The 19,391-nt window shown below is 37.4% G+C and carries 20 protein-coding genes; 18 read left to right on the forward strand and 2 right to left on the reverse strand.

The window, feature by feature from the left end; genetic code table 11:
- Positions 1-24: 24 nt before the first annotated feature.
- Positions 25-852 carry an SAM hydrolase/SAM-dependent halogenase family protein gene (locus tag JET18_RS08290; protein WP_202090138.1) on the reverse strand — a complete coding sequence of 276 codons (828 nt, stop codon included), beginning with the start codon at positions 850-852 and terminating at the stop codon, positions 25-27.
- A 137-nt stretch (positions 853-989) separates the two neighbouring features.
- On the opposite strand from JET18_RS08290, the gene JET18_RS08295 reads away from it, so the two are divergent.
- The 5 genes from JET18_RS08295 to JET18_RS08315 all read left to right on the forward strand — a co-directional run bounded on the left by JET18_RS08295 (position 990) and on the right by JET18_RS08315 (position 5,651).
- Positions 990-1,946, forward strand: coding sequence for a PhoH family protein (locus JET18_RS08295; protein WP_202090139.1), 957 nt, complete (start codon positions 990-992; stop codon positions 1,944-1,946).
- Positions 1,947-2,089: 143 nt separating this feature from the next.
- Complete coding sequence (locus JET18_RS08300) at positions 2,090-2,755, forward strand: porin family protein (protein WP_202090140.1); 666 nt, start codon at positions 2,090-2,092, stop codon at positions 2,753-2,755.
- A gap of 143 nt (positions 2,756-2,898) precedes the next feature.
- Positions 2,899-3,396, forward strand: a complete 498-nt coding sequence (locus JET18_RS08305) for a hypothetical protein (protein ID WP_202090141.1) — start codon at positions 2,899-2,901, stop codon at positions 3,394-3,396.
- A gap of 808 nt (positions 3,397-4,204) precedes the next feature.
- Positions 4,205-4,903 (forward strand): outer membrane beta-barrel protein, encoded by a 699-nt coding sequence (locus JET18_RS08310; protein ID WP_202090142.1) that lies wholly within the window; start codon positions 4,205-4,207, stop codon positions 4,901-4,903.
- A 91-nt stretch (positions 4,904-4,994) separates the two neighbouring features.
- The gene (locus JET18_RS08315; RefSeq protein ID WP_202090143.1) at positions 4,995-5,651 is read left to right on the forward strand and encodes a porin family protein; all 657 of its coding nucleotides are present in this window, start codon (positions 4,995-4,997) and stop codon (positions 5,649-5,651) included.
- A gap of 61 nt (positions 5,652-5,712) precedes the next feature.
- On the opposite strand, the gene ffh is transcribed toward JET18_RS08315, so the two are convergent.
- Positions 5,713-7,074: a signal recognition particle protein gene (gene ffh, locus JET18_RS08320; protein ID WP_202090144.1), complete on the reverse strand. Its 1,362-nt coding sequence runs from the start codon at positions 7,072-7,074 to the stop codon at positions 5,713-5,715.
- 190 nt (positions 7,075-7,264) lie between these two features.
- Between ffh and JET18_RS08325 the strand changes: the two genes are divergently transcribed.
- From JET18_RS08325 to JET18_RS08385, 13 genes are all read left to right on the forward strand, one after another.
- Positions 7,265-7,636 carry a hypothetical protein gene (locus tag JET18_RS08325; protein ID WP_202090145.1) on the forward strand — a complete coding sequence of 124 codons (372 nt, stop codon included), beginning with the start codon at positions 7,265-7,267 and terminating at the stop codon, positions 7,634-7,636.
- A gap of 59 nt (positions 7,637-7,695) precedes the next feature.
- Positions 7,696-8,793 carry a F0F1 ATP synthase subunit A gene (gene atpB / locus JET18_RS08330; protein ID WP_202090146.1) on the forward strand — a complete coding sequence of 366 codons (1,098 nt, stop codon included), beginning with the start codon at positions 7,696-7,698 and terminating at the stop codon, positions 8,791-8,793.
- 47 nt (positions 8,794-8,840) lie between these two features.
- Positions 8,841-9,035: an ATP synthase F0 subunit C gene (gene atpE / locus JET18_RS08335; protein WP_002979108.1), complete on the forward strand. Its 195-nt coding sequence runs from the start codon at positions 8,841-8,843 to the stop codon at positions 9,033-9,035.
- 86 nt (positions 9,036-9,121) lie between these two features.
- Positions 9,122-9,619 (forward strand): F0F1 ATP synthase subunit B, encoded by a 498-nt coding sequence (locus JET18_RS08340; RefSeq protein ID WP_034725377.1) that lies wholly within the window; start codon positions 9,122-9,124, stop codon positions 9,617-9,619.
- Between the two features lie 2 nt (positions 9,620-9,621).
- Positions 9,622-10,161: an ATP synthase F1 subunit delta gene (atpH, locus tag JET18_RS08345; RefSeq protein ID WP_202090147.1), complete on the forward strand. Its 540-nt coding sequence runs from the start codon at positions 9,622-9,624 to the stop codon at positions 10,159-10,161.
- A gap of 18 nt (positions 10,162-10,179) precedes the next feature.
- Positions 10,180-11,757 (forward strand): F0F1 ATP synthase subunit alpha, encoded by a 1,578-nt coding sequence (gene atpA / locus JET18_RS08350; protein WP_202090148.1) that lies wholly within the window; start codon positions 10,180-10,182, stop codon positions 11,755-11,757.
- A gap of 75 nt (positions 11,758-11,832) precedes the next feature.
- Positions 11,833-12,696, forward strand: coding sequence for an ATP synthase F1 subunit gamma (gene atpG, locus JET18_RS08355; protein ID WP_202090149.1), 864 nt, complete (start codon positions 11,833-11,835; stop codon positions 12,694-12,696).
- Positions 12,697-13,039: 343 nt separating this feature from the next.
- A complete protein-coding gene (locus tag JET18_RS08360; RefSeq protein WP_202090150.1) occupies positions 13,040-14,398 on the forward strand; it encodes a hemolysin family protein in 1,359 nt (452 codons plus the stop codon).
- 11 nt (positions 14,399-14,409) lie between these two features.
- Positions 14,410-14,715 (forward strand): ATP-dependent Clp protease adaptor ClpS, encoded by a 306-nt coding sequence (locus JET18_RS08365; RefSeq protein WP_202090151.1) that lies wholly within the window; start codon positions 14,410-14,412, stop codon positions 14,713-14,715.
- 135 nt (positions 14,716-14,850) lie between these two features.
- On the forward strand, positions 14,851-16,698 hold the full coding sequence (locus JET18_RS08370; protein WP_202090152.1) for a T9SS type A sorting domain-containing protein: 1,848 nt from the start codon (positions 14,851-14,853) through the stop codon (positions 16,696-16,698).
- Between the two features lie 135 nt (positions 16,699-16,833).
- On the forward strand, positions 16,834-17,448 hold the full coding sequence (udk, locus tag JET18_RS08375; protein ID WP_202090153.1) for a uridine kinase: 615 nt from the start codon (positions 16,834-16,836) through the stop codon (positions 17,446-17,448).
- A 1-nt stretch (position 17,449) separates the two neighbouring features.
- Positions 17,450-17,806 (forward strand): FtsB family cell division protein, encoded by a 357-nt coding sequence (locus tag JET18_RS08380; RefSeq protein ID WP_202090154.1) that lies wholly within the window; start codon positions 17,450-17,452, stop codon positions 17,804-17,806.
- Between the two features lie 396 nt (positions 17,807-18,202).
- Complete coding sequence (locus JET18_RS08385; protein WP_202090155.1) at positions 18,203-19,366, forward strand: methylmalonyl-CoA mutase family protein; 1,164 nt, start codon at positions 18,203-18,205, stop codon at positions 19,364-19,366.
- Positions 19,367-19,391 lie beyond the last annotated feature (25 nt).

Genomic DNA, 19,391 nt, shown 5'->3' on the forward strand with positions numbered 1-19,391 from the left:
GGTTTTTTTATGAAATATATAATCTTACATAAATTCAACGTAGATATTCTCCCCTACATTGAGTCCAAAGAGGCTTTTGGCCCCATTTTTTTTGCTCCCTTTATAGATTGTAAGTTCCAAAAGCTGACTGTCATTGAAAATTGCAGCCGACTGCCCGTGGAATTCCGTTTCCCTGGCCCAGTCGGAAACTACTTCCGTATGACTTGAAAACACCTTTGAAAGTGTTAAATTTCTGAATTTTATCATGAAACCTTCATTGCCTTTGCCACTGCTTTCGAAAAAGTCTTTACTGATATTTGAGATTATATTTCCGAAATTATCAATATAGGTAACTTCTCCAATGATCATCTTTTCAGATTCATTGAAGACCGGTTTCGGGAACAGAAGCTGCTTGGCTGAATGAATCTTCCGACCGATCACCTCAGGAAGCCCGCCGTTAGCCAGATGAACGGCCACCGGAACAAAAACATCGGTGGAAGTGAAATTCACGATATCATCAAAACGGCTGTTTAAAGTGATCTCATAGATGGCTTCCGGTTTGATGTCGAAAAATATAAGGCTTAAAAGTCCGTTGTCTGCGGCCAGAAAATACGAGCCATCTGCTTTGTACAGGATATTTTTCCTTGATCTGTTGTAAAAACTGTCTACGGACAGGATATGAATGGTTCCTTTAGGGAAGTATTTATAGGCATTTCTTACGATATACGATGTCTGTATAAGGTTGAAAGCCTGGATGTCGTGGGTAATATCAATAATATTAACCTCAGGGTTTAGAGTCAGAACTTTGCCTTTCACAGCAGCGACTCTGTAATCTAAATTTCCGAAATCCGAAGTAAGGGTAATAATTGACATGAATTGGTGGTAGAATAAATAGTGTATACTGCAAAGTTATTTAAAATAAAAAGAAAGCCCGAAAGATTGTAGAAAAGAATTGATATAAATTTGAAAAAAAGCTTTAATTTTAAAATCTAAATAAATAAAAAAACTGCATGTTTGAATTAACATATGATTTGGAAGATGTCAATGTAAAGACCTTCTATGGCGTTAATAACCAATATTTCAATTTATTAAAATCAAGCTTTCCCACCATTAAGATCACCGGAAGAGATCATTTTATCTTTGCGATGGGTAATCAGGAAGCTCTGGATATATTAAAGCTAAAACTGGATGATATTGTCAGTTTTATTTCCAAAAACAACTCTATTGCCCTAAAAGACGTTGAAAATATTCTTAATATCAAAGATGAAAACGAAAAGCAATTGGTTTTCGATCAGGATATTATTGTAAAGGGAGTGAATGGAAAGATCATTAAAGCTAAAACCACGAACCTTAAGAAACTGGTAAAAGAAACGGAGAAAAAGGATATGGTTTTTGCGATTGGCCCTGCAGGAACCGGAAAAACGTATACCAGTGTTGCATTGGCAGCGCGTGCTTTAAGAGATAAGGAAGTAAAAAGAATCGTCCTGACGAGACCTGCGGTGGAAGCCGGGGAAAGTCTGGGATTCTTACCCGGAGACCTTAAAGAAAAGCTGGACCCTTATTTACAGCCTCTTTATGATGCATTAAGAGATATGATCCCTCACGAAAAGCTGGAAGGGTTTATGGAGAAAAAAGTGATTGAAGTAGCTCCGCTTGCTTTTATGAGAGGACGTACCCTAGATGATGCTTTTGTGATCCTGGATGAAGCGCAGAATACCACGCATGCCCAGATGAAGATGTTTCTGACAAGAATGGGGATGAATGCGAAGTTCATCATTACCGGAGATCCAACCCAGATTGATTTACCACCTAAACAGCAATCAGGATTGAAAGAAGCCATGAGAATTTTAAAGGACGTGAAAGAAATCGGCTTTGTACATCTTACTGAAGAAGATGTGGTAAGACATCCGGTGGTGAAAAAGATTATTCTGGCATACAACGAAGAAGATAAAAGGCTGAAAGATTAATTTGGGGCGATCTGAATCTTATTTTTAAGTGATTTTTAATGAATTATATACTTAGTATTGTTTGTTTTTAAGAATATTTTTAGGCACTATTTGGTGTTCTAGAAAAAATACTTAGTTTTGTGGGCGAATACTAAAAATAAATCATGAAAAAATTATTACTTATTGCAGCAGCGGCTGTGGTTGGCGTTAATTTAAGCGCTCAAGAAACAAGATTCGGACCTAAAGCAGGTTATTCACTTTCAACTTTAAAATTCAAAGACAACGGGAACTCTGAAAGCACAGATCCATCACACACATTCTATGTAGGTGCTATGGTAGAGCACAAACTGAGTGATAAGTTTGCTCTGCAGGGAGAAGTTTTATACTCTCAGCTAGGAGGTAAAATCACTGAAAGAGTAGAGGATGAGGATGATGCAGGAACATTCTTTAATATTAAGAATAAAACTACATTCGGAACCATCTTGATTCCTGTTTCTGCTAAATATTTCATTACTGAAGGTTTATCAGTTTCTGCAGGAGCCAGTTTCGGACTGATCATTTCTGCAAAAACGAAAACGGTAGCAGATCTTGGATTGGGAATGATCCCAGGATTTGAAATTTCAGCGGATGATGAAACAGATATCAAAGACCAGGTGAATACTTTAAACATTGCTCCTTTCTTAGGTGCAGAGTATGCCCTGGAAAACGGACTGTTCTTTGACGCAAGGTACAATATGGGAGTTTCCAATCTTGCCAAAGATTCCGGAGACGGAAAACTGACTAACAGCTTCTTCCAGGTAGGTGTTGGTTTCAAATTCGGAGGAAACTAATTCTTTCAGAACTGAATCTAAAAGATAAGCGGAACAGAATTTTGTTCCGCTTTTTTATTGTTATCATGAATGGATATTGTTAATTTTATGTTAACAAAGGAAATATTTAGTAATTTTGTGGTATCAATCAAACTATTTAAATAATGAAAAAACTATTTTTACTAGGTGCTTTCGCGCTGTTAGGCGGTGCGGCACACGCACAGGAAGGTTTTAAACTGGGTGGGCACATCGGGATTCCGGTAGGTGACGCCAGTGATGCTTCTTCATTTACATTAGGTGTAGATGCTGCTTATATGTGGACCATTACAAAAGGGCTTGACCTTGGGGTTACCACAGGATATTCTCATTTCTTCGGAAAGGATAATTTTGATGATTTCGGATTTATTCCGGTAGCGGTTTCAGGGAAATATAAGTTCTCCGGAGCGCCTATCTTTGTAGGTTTAGACCTTGGATACGGGATTTCTGTAAAGGATGGAGTAGACGGAGGATTCTATGCACAGCCTAAATTCGGATACCAGATGGCTAAAGGTGAACTTTATTTAGGATACCAGACCATCAGCAACAAGCGTGATTACGGATGGTACACCGCAAGCTGGAATGTAGGTGCCATCAATATCGGATACAACTTCTTCCTGAAATAAGGAATGTAAGGATACACTTTAAACTCCGGCCGTAAGGCCGGAGTTTTTATTTATATGGTATTATTTATACAGCATTCAATTTTATCTTCGATAAAATTCTTGCGTCTCCTAATGTGTTTTTGTCATAAAATTGGCGTCCTTGCGATGTTCCAACAATAGAAAAGAGAAACTTTTCTGCTCGTTTTTCCACTTTGTTTGATATTCGCAACGGCGCAAGGTTTTTTTATAAGCTGTAAGTATATTTAAGACGCAAAAGTCGAAGACTTTCAGCAAGTGGAATGGTTGAGATTGCTTCGTCGCTTTGCTCCTCGCAATGACAAGCGACACTCAATTTTATCGGGGATAAAATCTTAGCGCCTTACAACGTGTTTTTGTCATAAAACTTGCGTCTTTGCGATGTTCCAACAATAAAGAAGAGAAACTTTTTGGTAAAAATGACGCATCATTTTAACACTAACCTCTATTATAATTAGATAGAAAAAGCATTAATTTATAAACATTTGTTTAATTTTAAGGACTAATAGCCTAAATGTTAATGTTTTAGCTTTGTTGTACTGGCCTTATTTGCAAAAAATAATGAAATGGGTGGAAAATGATAAATCTAAAAAAATAAGTATATTTCCCTCTTGTTGAAAGATTGTAATTTTTTTATTCTAAATATTGTGAAAAAAACAAAAGCCGATGATTACTGCATTTTATTTTCGAAAAAAGGCAATCCCGGCCAATGATATTAATCACGTTAACAAATTTTAATATTAGCGGGACCCACTGTAAATTTGCCCTCAGAAAGTATTAAAATTATTATAAAATGAAAAAATTAGTATTAGCTGGTGCAGTTGCACTTTTCGGTTTATCTAACGCTCAGATTGCAAAAGGTACTGTTTATGTATCTGGTCAGGTAGGATTTTCTCAGGAAAGCGATAACAATACTGATAAAAAAGTATCGGAAATCAATATTGTTCCTACAGTTGGATATTTTGTAAACACAAACCTTGCAATTGGTTTAGGTGTTGGTTACAAAAACGGAAAAACAACAACTGAGGTAAACAATTCTCAAACTGTTGGTAATATCACAACTACTTCAGTAGGAAAAACAAAAGATATCAACAATGCTATCGTTGTTGAGCCTTTCGTAAGAAAATACTGGACTTTAAGCGATAAGCTATATATATTCGGTCAGTTATCAGTTCCTATGGAATTTGGAAGCGGTAAAGATAAGAATGAACTAACAACTACTATTTCTTCTTCTACCGGTACTCCTGCGACTACTACTACAACTACTTCTACTAGTGTTGATAAAGCAAAATCCACTTCTATTGGTGTTGCTGTTAAACCAGGTTTAGATTATTTCCTAAACAAAAACTGGACTATCGAAGCTACTATCGGAGAGTTTGGTTATAACAACAAAAAATATAACACTGACGGTGCAAAAAGTGTTGATAACTACAACTTCGGGTTGAACTTATCTTCAGTAACTATCGGTGTTAAATATGTATTTGCTAAGTAATTAACAAAGCATTCAACTCAATACAAAGCCCTAAGATTTATTTTAGGGCTTTTTTTGACCTTTAGAAACAATTTTTTATACCATAATAATCATGAAAAAAATCTTATTAGCATCGGCTCTTGCTCTTTTTGCAGGAATGAATGCACAGACAACCTTTGGAGTAAAAGCAGGTTATGCCTTATCTAAACTTAATTCAAATGAAAACAGCATTGAATTTGGCGGAATTTCAGGTGATTTAAAATCAAAATCAGGATTCTATGCAGGCGTTTTGGTTGAACATAAACTGAACAGTAAATTTGCGCTTCAGGGAGAAGTGGAATACGCCAATCTGGGAGGAACAGCAAAAGTATCACTACCCGGAGGAATTTCTGTGACTGAAAAATTAAATTTCAACAGAATTGTAATTCCTGTATCCGCAAGATATTATGCAACGCCGGAACTTGGGCTTTACGCAGGTCCTTATGTGAGCTTTAAAGCAAATACAACGGTGAAAATGGAAGTAAGCGGAGCAGTGTCTAATCCACAAGGAATCAGCGCAGGAGAAGAATACCTTGAAAAAGCGTTCAATGATAATTTAAAATCTACAGATTTCGGACTTTTCTTCGGGGCTGATTATAATTTATACAAAGGGCTATTCGTAGATGCACGTTATAGTTTCGGGCTTACAAATATGATCAAAGATCCTGTAAATGACGAAAAACTGAAGATGAATTTCTTCCAGATCGGTTTAGGATACAAATTCAAATAAAACAAAAAACTCTCAGAAATCCTGAGAGTTTTTTTATGTCTTGCTGTGGTTGTAAGCTTTGTTATTTGCCCATCATTCCGCCCATTCCAGGCATGTTTGGCATCTTGCTCATCATCTGCATCATCTGTTTTCCCTGAGGGCCCTGCATCATCTTCATCATTTTACCCATCTGCTCGAACTGCTTCATCAGCTGGTTTACATCTTCCACTTTTCTTCCGGCACCTTTCGCAATTCTGCTTTTTCTTTGGGTATTGATAATAGAAGGTCTTCTTCTTTCGTCCGGTGTCATAGAGTAAATGATGGCTTCAATATGTTTGAAAGCATCGTCGCTGATCTCCACATCCTTGATCGCCTTTCCAACCCCTGGAATCATTCCCATCAGGTCTTTCATATTCCCCATCTTTTTGATTTGGTTGATCTGCTTCAGGAAATCATCAAAACCGAATTCGTTTTTAGCGATTTTCTTGTGTAGTTTTTTAGCTTCTTCCTCGTCAAACTGCTCCTGAGCTCTTTCTACTAAGGAAACAACGTCTCCCATTCCCAGGATTCTGTCTGCCATCCTTTCCGGGTAGAAAAGATCCAGAGCTTCCATTTTCTCTCCGGTAGAGATGAATTTGATTGGTTTTTCAACGACTGAACGAATCGTTAAAGCAGCTCCACCTCTCGTATCACCATCTAATTTTGTAAGAACAACACCGTCAAAGTTCAGCGCATCGTTGAATGCTTTGGCTGTATTCACGGCATCCTGGCCGGTCATGGAATCTACTACGAATAGCGTTTCCTGAGGTTTGATGAAATAATGTACGGATTTGATCTCGTTCATCATCTGCTCATCAATCGCAAGACGTCCTGCCGTATCCACGATCACTACGTCATGACCGTTTGCTTTTGCAAAATTAATTGCGTTTTCAGCAATAGTGGAAGGGTTGGTAGAACCTTCTTCCGTAAATACCGGAACTCCGATTTGGCCTCCCAATACTTTAAGCTGGTCAATAGCAGCCGGACGGTAAACGTCACAGGCAACCAACAAAGGCTTCTTGGTTCTTTTTGTCTTTAAATAATGAGCCAGTTTTCCGGAGAAAGTCGTCTTACCAGAACCCTGAAGACCGGCAATAAGGATTACGGATGGTTTTCCTGAAAGATTGATTCCTTCCTGAGAACCTCCCATCAGGTCTACCAATTCGTCGTGAACGATTTTGGTCATCAGCTGTCCCGGAGTAAGGGAAGTAAGAACGTTTTGTCCTAAAGCTTTATCCTGAACTCTTTTCGTAAGATCTTTTGCAACTTTATAGTTAACGTCGGCGTCTACCAGCGCTCTACGGATTTCCTTTACGGTTTCCGCTACGTTGATCTCTGTGATTTTTCCGCGTCCGGAAATATTATGTAGAGCCTTGTCTAATTTATCCTGTAAACTATTAAACATATTTATTGTAAATTATAGGTTTGCAAAAATAAGGAATTTTTAGCATATCCAAAGTGTCCGGACACGTAATATTATATATATAGAAAAAAATGATAAAAATCAAATCGTATGAAAATACGATAGAAAAAGTCTATTTTTGCGATCAGTAAAAATAAACCTTGCCAGAATAGAGGTTGAAAATAAGTTTATAATGAAATTAAATCCTAATATCTTAGTTACGGTATTATTCTTTTTAACATTTCTGATTCATTTTTCCCTTTGGAAATTTGTTTTTCACTTAGATGAGATTATTATTGTTAAATTTTATCTTTTTTTAAGTGTGATGTTCATGTTGATGATCACCATGATTATTTTAATTAACAGGGTAGTGCCGGAATTTTTAGGATTGTCTGTGATTGGCCTTATCCTTTTAAAATTCGGTTTAATGTACTTAATCCGTAAGAAATTGAACTTTGAAGTGATTCCAGGCTACAAATTTCATTTTATTATCCCGTATTTTGTCCTGACCACGCTACTTACGTACTATGCGATCAAGCTGATTAATCATGACAAAAAACAGTAAAATTATTTATTGAAACTAGAAAAAATATTATATTTTTGCACAACGAAAAAAACCTATCAATGTTTAAGAAATTCGCAGTTTTATTCTACAGTATTTTTGTATTAAACTTAGTGTCTGCACAGCACGGTGAGGCTCCTGCTGGAACAGCTCCTGCTCAAGAGCTTTCAGAAAAAGACAAAGTAAGTAAAGAAAACAAAGAGTTCATCGATCATCACTTATTGGATGCTCATGACTTTACATTGATGGTAGACAAAGAAGGCCACCACATCGGTTTCCCTCTTCCTGTTATTTTTTATGACAACGGTTTCCACAGCTTTATGAGCAACAAGGAAGGGTTTATGCACGGAGAGCCTACTGAAGTAGACGGTTCTTATTATAAACTACACCACGAGAAGATTTATAAGACAGATGCAGCCGGAACTTTAAATCTTGATGATCACGGTCATCCTACCAATGAAAAACCTTTAGACCTTTCTATCACAAAGAGTGTACTTATTCTTTTATTAGTATCTGTCTTTATGTTGGTGTTATTCGGAGGAATGGCTAAATCTTATAAAAAGTCTGTGGTTCCTACAGGAGCAGCAAGATTCCTGGAGCCGTTAATTATTTTCGTAAGAGACGAAGTAGCCATCCCGAACATCGGTCACAAGTATAAAAGATTCATGGGGTACTTATTAACAGTATTCTTCTTTATCTTATTCCTTAACGTATTAGGATTAATGCCTTTCGGAATCAATGTTACAGGTAATATTACCATGACATTCTTCCTGGCGATCCTTACGTATTTAATCACTACATTCTCTGCGAACAAAGATTACTGGAAGCACATCTTCTGGATGCCGGGAGTACCTGTGCCAATGAAGCTGATCATGTTGCCAATCGAATTGCTGGGAACAATTACTAAGCCTTTCGCATTGATGATCCGTCTTTTTGCCAACATGACGGCAGGACACATCGTAGTAATGAGTTTGATCGGACTGATCTATGTATTTAAGAACTTCGCAGCTGGTGTTGCATTCCCGTTCTTAACATTGGTGATCTATTTATTGGAAGTATTGGTTGCATTCTTACAGGCTTATATCTTTACCATGTTATCAGCTTTGTTCATCGGAATGGCAGTACAGGAGCACGAGCACGAACATCATGCAGCTCACTAATTGAAATTGTAAATTAAAGTAAAACAAATTTTTTAAAATTATATATTATGGAAATCCCTAAAATTGTAGGTGCTGGTATCGTAGTACTAGGTGTAGGTATCGGTCTTGGTAAAATCGGAGCTGCTGCTCTTGAAGCTATCGCTAGACAACCTGAGCAATCTGGAAAAATCCAAACAGCTATGCTTATCGCTGCTGCACTTGTTGAAGGTGTTGCGTTTGCTGCTCTATTCGCAGTAAACTAATTAAAATCAAACCATTACCCGTAACGGTTGGTTACAGGTAATGGTTATTTAAGAAAAAAAGTAATAATTATTTATACATTTATATAATGGAATTAATTCACCAGTTTTCATCAGGATTATTTATTATCCAGTCTGTTATTTTTCTAGCATTATTATTTTTGTTAGGCAAATTTGCTTGGAAACCTATTTTAAAATCAATCAACGACAGAGAAACTTCTATTGTTGATGCTCTTAATCAAGCTAAATTGGCTAGAAAAGAGATGGAGACTTTAAAAGAAGATAACGAAAGAATTATTCGTGAAGCTAAAATCGAAAGAGATGCTATCCTTAAAGAAGCCAGAGAAATTAAAGATAGAATCGTAGGTGAGGCTAAAGATGCTGCTAAAAATGAAGGCGACAAAATGATCGAAGCAGCTAAGCAGACTATCCAGACTGAGAAAAATGCTGCTATGGCAGACATCAAAACTCAAATCGGTGCTTTATCTGTAAACATCGCTGAATCTATCCTTAAGCAGAAGTTGGATAACAACGAAGCTCAAAACGAATTAGTTCAAAATTATTTAAACAAATCTAACCTTAACTAAGAATGCTTACATCTAAAGTAGCTAAAAGATACGCACAGGGACTGCTTGATTTCACCAATGAAACAAGCCAGACCGCTGCTGTATTTTCTGAAATGAAGGATGTAGTGAAGATCATGTCTCAATCTGCGGATTTGAACAAGTTCTTTCTTACCCCTTACATTGATGCAAAAAAGAAAATAGAGGTAGCAGACCAGATCTTCAAAGATTTCTCAGTTTCTTCACTGAACCTGATCAGATTAGTGATCAAGCACGGACGTGAAAACCAGCTGAAGAATATCGCTCAGGAGTTCATCAATAAAGTAGAGGACATCAATGGAGTACAGAGAGTAACTCTTACTACTGCGACTCAGCTTTCTAAAGAGAACCTTGATCAGATCTTAAGATCATCCAATCTGGTAAAGGCAGATTCAAACTTTGACCTGAACCTGAATGTAAAACCTGAAATTTTAGGAGGATATATTCTAAGAGTAGGTGATCAGCAGGTAGATGCGTCTGTAAAGACCAAATTGAACCAAGTTAAAAAAGATTTTCAGTTAAATTAAAGAAAAAACAACCATACAATGGCAGAAATAAATCCGGCAGAAGTATCTGCGATCTTAAAACAGCAATTGGCCAACTTCGACACTCAATCCAACGTTGAGGAAGTAGGTACAGTTTTAACCATCGGTGATGGTATTGCTCGTGTATACGGGTTAGAAAACGTACAATACGGAGAGTTGGTGAAATTTTCTAGTGATGTAGAAGGTATTGTACTTAACCTTGAAGAAGACAACGTGGGTGTTGCGCTACTTGGGGAAAGTAAATTAGTAAAAGAAGGAGATACAGTAAGAAGAACAAACAGAATCTCTTCTATTAAAGTAGGAGAAGGAATGTTAGGAAGAGTAGTAGATACTCTTGGTAACCCTATCGATGGTAAAGGTCCTATTACTGGGGATTTATACGAAATGCCATTGGAAAGAAAGGCGCCTGGAGTTATCTTCAGACAGCCGGTAACTGAGCCTTTACAAACAGGTATCGTAGCGATTGACTCTATGATCCCGGTAGGAAGAGGACAAAGAGAGCTTATCATTGGTGACAGACAGACAGGTAAAACTACTGTTGCGATTGATACGATCATCAACCAGAAAGAATTCTTTGATGCTGGTAAACCAGTATATTGTATATATGTTGCTATCGGTCAGAAAGCTTCTACTGTAGCACAAATCGTTAAAACCCTTTCTGATAAAGGAGCTTTGGCATACACGGTAATCGTTGCAGCTAACGCATCAGATCCGGTTCCTATGCAGGTATATTCTGCAATGGCTGGAGCATCTATCGGTGAGTTCTTCAGAGACTCTGGTAGACCAGCATTGATCGTTTATGATGATTTATCCAAACAAGCGGTAGCGTACCGTGAGCTTTCTCTTCTATTGAGAAGACCACCGGGCCGTGAAGCTTACCCTGGAGACGTTTTCTATCTTCACTCAAGATTATTGGAAAGAGCAGCAAAAGTAATTGCTGACGACCAGATCGCGAGCCAGATGAACGACTTACCTGAGTCTTTAAGACCAATCGTAAAAGGAGGAGGTTCATTAACTGCCCTTCCAATTATCGAAACTCAGGCTGGTGACGTTTCTGCGTATATTCCAACCAACGTAATCTCTATTACAGACGGACAGATCTTCTTAGAGTCTGATCTATTCAACTCAGGGGTTCGTCCTGCGATCAACGTAGGGATCTCTGTATCCAGAGTAGGAGGTAACGCACAAATCAAATCTATGAAAAAAGTGTCTGGTACTCTTAAATTAGACCAGGCTCAGTATAAAGAACTTGAAGCGTTCGCTAAATTCGGTTCAGACCTTGATGCTTCTACTTTAGCAGTAATCTCTAAAGGAGAAAGAAACGTTGAGATCCTTAAGCAGCCGGTAAACTCTCCACTTCCTGTAGACAGCCAGGTAGCTATGATCTACGCAGGAACAGAGAACCTTCTAAGAAACGTTCCTATCAGAAAAGTAAAAGAATTCCAGATCGAGTACATCGAGTTCCTGAGATCTAAGCACCCAGATACAATGGCGGCTATTAAAGCTGGTAAAATCGACAACGATATTACAAACGTTCTTAAGCAGGCAGCTAACGATTTAGCTTCTAAGTATAACTAAAAAATTCAATGTTTAAGGTTTAGAATATAATGTTTTAAACCTTAAACTTTAGACCTTAAACCTTGAACCACAATAATGGCAAACTTAAAAGAAATACGAGGCAGAATTAGTTCAATTTCATCTACGATGCAGATTACACGTGCTATGAAAATGGTTTCCGCAGCGAAGCTTAAAAAAGCACAGGATGCAATCGTAATGTTAAGACCTTATTCTGAAAAATTACAGGAGCTTATCCAGAATGTAAATTCGAGCTCTGATCCTGATCAGATTTCTGTTTATGCTCAAAAAAGAGAAGTGAAAAGAGTACTTTTCATTGCTGTTACTTCAAACAGAGGTCTTGCAGGTGCTTTTAACTCATCCATTGTAAAAGAGCTTAACATCCAGTTTCAGAACAATTCCCAATACGATGTGGAAGTTCTTTCTATTGGTAAAAAAGCTTTTGATGCAGTAAGAAAAACACGTAAAGTTTACGCCAATGAAAGTTCTGTTTTTGATAATCTGAACTTTGATGCCGTAGCTCACGTAAGTGAAGGAGTAATGACAAGTTTCAGAGAAGGTAAATTTGACGAAGTATATTTAATCTATAATAAATTCGTTAATGCAGCTACGCAGGAAGTAACTACTGAGCAGCTTCTTCCGATTTCAATGCCTGAAACTACAGAGCCTCAGGTAGAAACAGATTATATCTTCGAGCCTAATAGAACAGAAATCTTAGATAATTTGATTCCTAAATCTATTAAAACTCAGGTTTTCAAAGCAATTCTTGATTCAGTAGCATCTGAGCACGGAGCAAGAATGACGGCGATGCATAAAGCTACAGATAACGCCCAGTCTCTGAAAAATGATCTTGTGATCTTCTACAACAAAGCAAGACAGGCTGCTATTACGAACGAAATCTTAGAGATCGTTTCCGGAGCAGAAGCTTTGAAAAATTCATAAGGAATTATTTAAATACCATAGTAAGCATCGACACTGTCGGTGCTTTTTTTGTGGGTTAAAGTTTTAAAGATGGAAATCTTGAAGTTATTTTTATGATTTCAATGTCTTTATCAGAGATCTCATGATAGATTACCCGTTCTTTTACCTGTAAAACCTACGATCTTTCCGTTTCCATATTCCTTATCGAAAAAAGATTGTAAGTGGTTTTTTAACGCTTTAAAAACTTCCATATTCTGGCTTCCATCATCCATCCTTAAAAATTACATTCCCAAAATATCTTAACCTCAATACAGGTTATTTTTATTTTATCTATCTTTGTAAACTAAAATTATACAACTTCTAAATGGACTCGGACATAGTCAGGCTTTTGCTAGCCTTATTTCTTGTTTTACTCAATGGCTTTTTCGTAGCCGCAGAATTTTCAATTGTTAAAGTTCGTTATTCACAAATCCAGCTAAAAGCAGCCGAAGGTAACTCTATGGCAAAACAGGCAGAACACATCATCAAGCATCTTGATGAATACCTGTCCGCTACACAGCTTGGTATTACATTAGCTTCCCTTGCATTGGGTTGGGTAGGTGAAAGCGCTTTACATCATGTAGTTGAAAGCATTTTTCACTCCTTGAATGTAGATTTCACGCAAACCACAATTACGACCATTTCAGTGGCGACAAGCTTTGTTCTGATTACGGTGATGCACATTGTATTCGGAGAGCTTATCCCAAAATCTATAGCCATCAGGAAATCAGAAGCTACAACCATGGCTACTGCAGTTCCGTTGAGAGTTTTTTATACCGTTTTCAAGCCGTTTATCTGGTTGATGAACCTGATGTCGAACACATTTTTAAGACTGGTAAAAATACATCCGGCTTCAGAGCAGGAAATTCACTCTACTGAGGAGCTTCAGCTTCTGGTAAAACAGAGTGCGGACAGCGGTGAGATTGAAGAGGAGAACTATGAGATCATCAAAAATGCATTTGATTTTACAGATCATTCTGCAAAACAGATCATGGTTCCGAGACAGAACATCACATCAATAGATTTTGAAGAAGATATCAACGAAATTATCAACAAGATCATGGACAGCGGATATTCCCGTATCCCTGTATATCTTGATTCCATAGATAATGTGATTGGGGTTCTCTATGCAAAAGAAATTATAAGAGAATTCGTTAAAAGAAAAGGAGATCTTACCCATGAAGACCTGAAAGATCTGATGCGTGATGCATTTTTCGTGGTAGGAAGTAAGAAAATTTCCGACCTTCTGAAGATATTCCAGCAGAAAAAGCAGCATCTTGCCATCGTTATTGATGAATTTGGAGGAACGGAAGGTATTATTACCCTTGAAGATATCCTTGAAGAACTTGTAGGGGAAATACAGGATGAAGAAGATGATGAAGATAAACTGGTAGATAAGATGGGGGATAATATTTATTGGGTTCAGGCGACACAGCCGCTGGATGAAATCAATGAATATCTGCCTAAAAAACTGCCTCTTTCCGAAGAAAGTGAATACAATTCACTGGCAGGATTTATTCTGCACGCACTGGAAGATATTCCGGAAGAGAATGATGAATTTGACCTGGAAAATTACCATTTCAAGATCCTTAAGATGAACAATAAGAGTGTAGAGCTCGTAGAACTGGTGTATAAAGGCCCGAACGTCCTGAATGATCTGGCTGATAAAATTGGGGAAGTTTAAAGAAAGGGATCATGGCTTTTTATAACAGTATAAGAGATTACGAAAATCCAAAACGCCAGTATGAAGAAGAAGTGCTGGTCCTGGATGATACGGATGAAGTATATAAACTCGTTCTTCATAATGATGACATTCACACTTTTGATTATGTAATTGATTGTCTGATTGAAATCTGCAAACACACGCTGGAACAGGCAGAACAATGTACCATGCTGGTTCATTACAAAGGCAAATGCACGGTAAAAACAGGCTCCATGGACGTTCTGAAACCCATGCACGAAAAACTGCTTTCAAGAGAATTAACAAGCGAAATCGTATAAATGAAACTCTGCCTTCTGGCGGAGTTTTTTTATGAAATAAGTAATTTTTAGAATATTTTATCCACTTATTAGTGATAAATTTCAATAAATTTATTTATATTAGCAATTAACATCACTAATTTAAAATATAAATAAATGAAACAAAAAATTACTTCGTTAGCACTCTGCGGGATATTATGTTTTTCCGCATTAAATGCACAGACCTCCTCTTTTGAAGCCCCGGCGAAAAGCTGGATCAAAGAAAATACAAGAAATTTAGGAATTCCAGGATTCAGTGAACTTAAACTAAGTTCAGTACGTACAAGGAATACAGGCGAAACACTGCGTTTCCAGCAGATGATCAAAGACGTTCCTGTTTTCCAGTCGGAAATTGTGGTTCATTTCAATAAAGAAGGTAAATTAAGCTATACCGGTACAGAAAGCCTGAAAAAAAATCTGAAAGAAGTGAATACAACGCCTTCTATTTCTGCAGACGATGCTTTTAAGAAAGCCATTACAGCAAGCAAAGCAGAAGGTGAGATTACTTATCAGGAAAATAAACTGTTCGTTTATGTTACAGATGAAGGCGATACAAAATTGGTGTACAGAGCCGTCATTAATCCTTATGATAATCCCGGAAGCTGGGAAACAATCGTTGATGCCAAAACCGGTGCTGTAATAAGCGTAAAAGACATTGCTGTATACCACCGCGGACATGAAGACGAGATTCATAATCCCAAAAAAAATAAAGCAGCTGAAACACATAAAAAGACAACTTTTAAAGCTTCAGGTTCAGGGTATGTTTTTGACCCGGATCCGTTGTCAAAAACAGGATCTGCTTATACGGGCAACTTTTTGGATAATAACGATGCTACCAATGCCAGTCTTGATGCGGCAAGAACTCTGGTCACTTTATCGGACATAGAATTTGCCAATAATGTTTACAAATTAAAGAATGCTTATGTAGAAATTGCCAACGTAAGTAATCCTAATTCAGGGCTATTCACTCAGGCTACCAACCAGTTTTTATTCAACAGAAGCGAACTGGGCTTTGAAGCGGTCAATGTTTTCTGGCATGTTGATAAAAGCTTGAGATACATCAATGAAACATTGGGAATCATCTGCAGACCGACTACGAATGGAGGTGCTGTTCTTTACGATCCCCACGCTTTAAACGGAGCTGATAATTCAAGTTATAGTTCTTCAGGAGTACTGCAGTTTGGCCAGGGAGGTGTAGATGATGCTGAGGATGCCGATGTGATCATCCATGAATTAGGACATGGAATTCACCACTGGCTTGCCGGAGGAACTTCAAATGCAGATGGATTAAGCGAAGGATGCGGAGATTATTGGGCACAGTCCTACAGCAGAAGCTTAAATCAATGGGCTTCCACAGCTCCTGAGTATCAGTGGATGTTTAACTGGGACGGGCACAACCAGTATTGGGCTGGAAGAATCACAAACTATGCGGTTACATATCCCGGAACAGGTGCAATCCATACAAAAGGCCAGATCTGGGCTTCCGCACTGATGAGAATCTGGAATAGAATAGGTAAAGAAAAAACAGACAGAGCCTTTTTAGAAGGGCTGGACCTAACGACTTCAACTACGAATCAGCAGAATGCCGCTATTGCCGTAAGACAGGCCGGTATAGATATGCTGGGACAGTTCGGGTTCAATTGTAATGATATTACGGCTATGACAGAGGAATTTACTGCTGCCGGATATGTACTTCCTGAATACAGCTGTGTACTGAGTACCAAAGAAATCAAAAAAGAAAATACAGCTTCCGTATATCCGAACCCGGCTACTGATGCTCTTTTTGTGATACTGAAAGGAAACAAAGAGGAAAAAGCGGAAATCTACAATATGGAAGGCCGAAAAGTACTGGAAACTACGATTGGAACCAGTAAAAGTAAAATTGATATTTCAAGCCTTCCGTCCGGAAATTATATCCTGAACGTAAAAGGAATTGATTTATCTTCAAAATTCATCAAGAAATAAAAACGTAAGAATCTCTTTTAAATCCGGTGCTCAGGCATCGGATTTTTTTGTTTAACCCAAAATCTATGGGGATTGTTTTACTTGCATTCATCTAAAATAGTATATTTGTACCAACTATAAAGAAACAAAAAAAGAATGCTTGTAATAGGAATTGCCGGAGGTACAGGATCTGGCAAAACTACAGTTGTTGATAAGATATTGCAACAGCTTGATATTGAAGGAATGAATATCCTTTCTCAGGATAATTATTATCATGATAATCAGAATCTGACACTTACCGAGAGAGAAGCTCTCAACTATGATCATCCAAAGTCGATAGATTTTGATTTAATGATAAAACATGTAAAAGCTTTAAAAAATAACGAGCCTATAGAACAGCCGATTTACAGCTTTGTTACCCATTCCCGAACTGGCGACCACGTCACTGTAGAACCTAAGAATGTATTGGTGGTAGAAGGTATTCTGGTCCTTACGAATAAAGAATTATTAAAGGAATTCGATTTAAAAGTATTCGTTCATGCTGATTCAGACGAAAGACTGATCCGAAGAATCAGAAGAGATACACAGGAAAGGGGAAGAGACCTCGGAGAAGTGCTTCACCGTTACCAGACCACTTTAAAGCCAATGCATCAGGAATTCATAGAACCGTCGAAGAATGAAGCAGATCTGATCATTCCGAATATGAGACAGAATTCCGTAGCGATTGATTTTCTAACTACTGTTATCAAAAATTCGTTGAGAAAACATTAAAATGAAAGAAAACAAACTTATTAAAGACATCCAGCCGAAGTCTGAAACATTAAAACTGATCCAGAAATATATTCTGAACAAGTATACCATTACAATTTGTATGTTTCTGGTATGGATGATTTTCTTTGATAAAACCTCTTTCCTTGTTATTCATGAACTGAACGGCGAAATCAGCCGATATGAAGACCAGCTGGAATATTATAAAAAGGAATACGAAAAGAATGATACCTTTTATAAAAAGCTGATGAACAATAAGTCGGAAAAAGAAAAATACGCAAGAGAAAATTATTTTATGAAAAAACCGGATGAAGAGATCTTTATCCTGGTGGTAGACAGCGCCAATGAGGCGAAAAAATAATTGAATGTGAAAAAGTCAATTTGCTTCGCAGTGAAGTGTCAATAGTCAATTTTTAAAAGATTCACCATTGACTTGCGGAGCAAAATTCACCATTCACAAAAAAATAATAGAAACAGTGAAATGTCAATAGTCAATCGTCAATCGTCAATTTTTAAAAGATTCACTATTGACTTGCAAAGCAAAATTCACCATTCACCAAAAAATAATTGAAATAGTGAAATGTCAATGGTCAATTTTTAAAAGATTCACTATTGACTTGCGAAGCAAAAATTCACCATTCACAATATAAAATAATAATAATGTCAATCGTGAATAGTCAATCGTCAATTTTATAGATTTACCATTGACTTGCGGAGCAAAATTCACGATTCACTATTGACCATTAACAAATAGCCAATGTCCAATACAGATATACTTCCAAACTGGGAAAATTTAGTAAAAAAACAGCTTAAAACAGAAGATATTTATGCCGTTCTGAAGAAAGAAAACCTGGAAGGAATAGAGGTAAAGCCTTTTTACAGCGAAGTTCAGAAACCGCTGGCCAATCTGCCGAAAGTTGAAGAAAATACTCATCTGGTAGCACGATACCATGAAAGTCTGGAAGAAGATGTATTTGCATTTATTTTGGATCAGAATGTAGAAACGCTGGAGCAGAAGACCCTTTTTGTTAATAATAAGGATCTTGCCGGACACATCAGCCCTAAAGAAGAAGACCAGTATTTCTCATTAATTGATGTTTTTAATGAAAATGAGGGCATTATTGATGATCAGCTGGCTAAAGAGCTTTTATCCAAAGACTTCAAAAGAAATATCTGCGTTGATATTTCACTTCACCAGAATGCAGGAGCAGCCATTTACCAGCAGTTGGGAATTGCGCTGGCAAAAGCAAAAGAACTCACCGAAGTCTATGGACCAGAAATTTTAAATAAACTGATTTTCAGAATAGCCGTAGGAGGAAATTATTTCTTTGAGATGGCTAAGCTGAGAGCTTTTAAAATAGTCTTTAATCAGCTTTCCAAGGAGTATGGTTTAAATGAGACGCCTTATATTTTTGCAGAAACCTCTTTGAGGAATAAAGCGGTTGCAGATACTGAAAATAACCTGATCCGCTCAACACTGGAACTGGCTTCTGCCATGATTGCAGGAGCAGATGCTGTTTTCAGCAACAATTATCTTGTTGGCAGAAGTACAGATAATTCTGAAGAAATTTCTTTCAAACAGCAGATCGTTCTGGCGTATGAAAGCATCATTAATGTATTTGAGGATGCGTCAAACGGCAGTTATTATATTGAAGATATCACCCGTCAGATTGCAGAAAAATCGTGGGCATTTTTTGTTGAAATTGAAGAAGCCGGTGGTTACCTTGAACTTTTAAAGCAGGGAATTGTACAGAAAAAGATCTACGACCAGGCTGTTGAAGAACAGAAGTGGGTGGAAGAAGGTAAAATAAAGCTGATTGGAGTGAATTTATACCCCAAATTAGACATTAAAAGATCAATCGGGGATCTATACAGCGAAAAAGAAATAAAAGCCGTACGTTGGGCTGAAATGTTTGAATAAATATATTTCAGGCAATAACTTTTCG

Source organism: Chryseobacterium endalhagicum (assembly GCF_016745235.1).
GTDB classification, from domain to species: Bacteria; Bacteroidota; Bacteroidia; order Flavobacteriales; family Weeksellaceae; genus Chryseobacterium; species Chryseobacterium endalhagicum.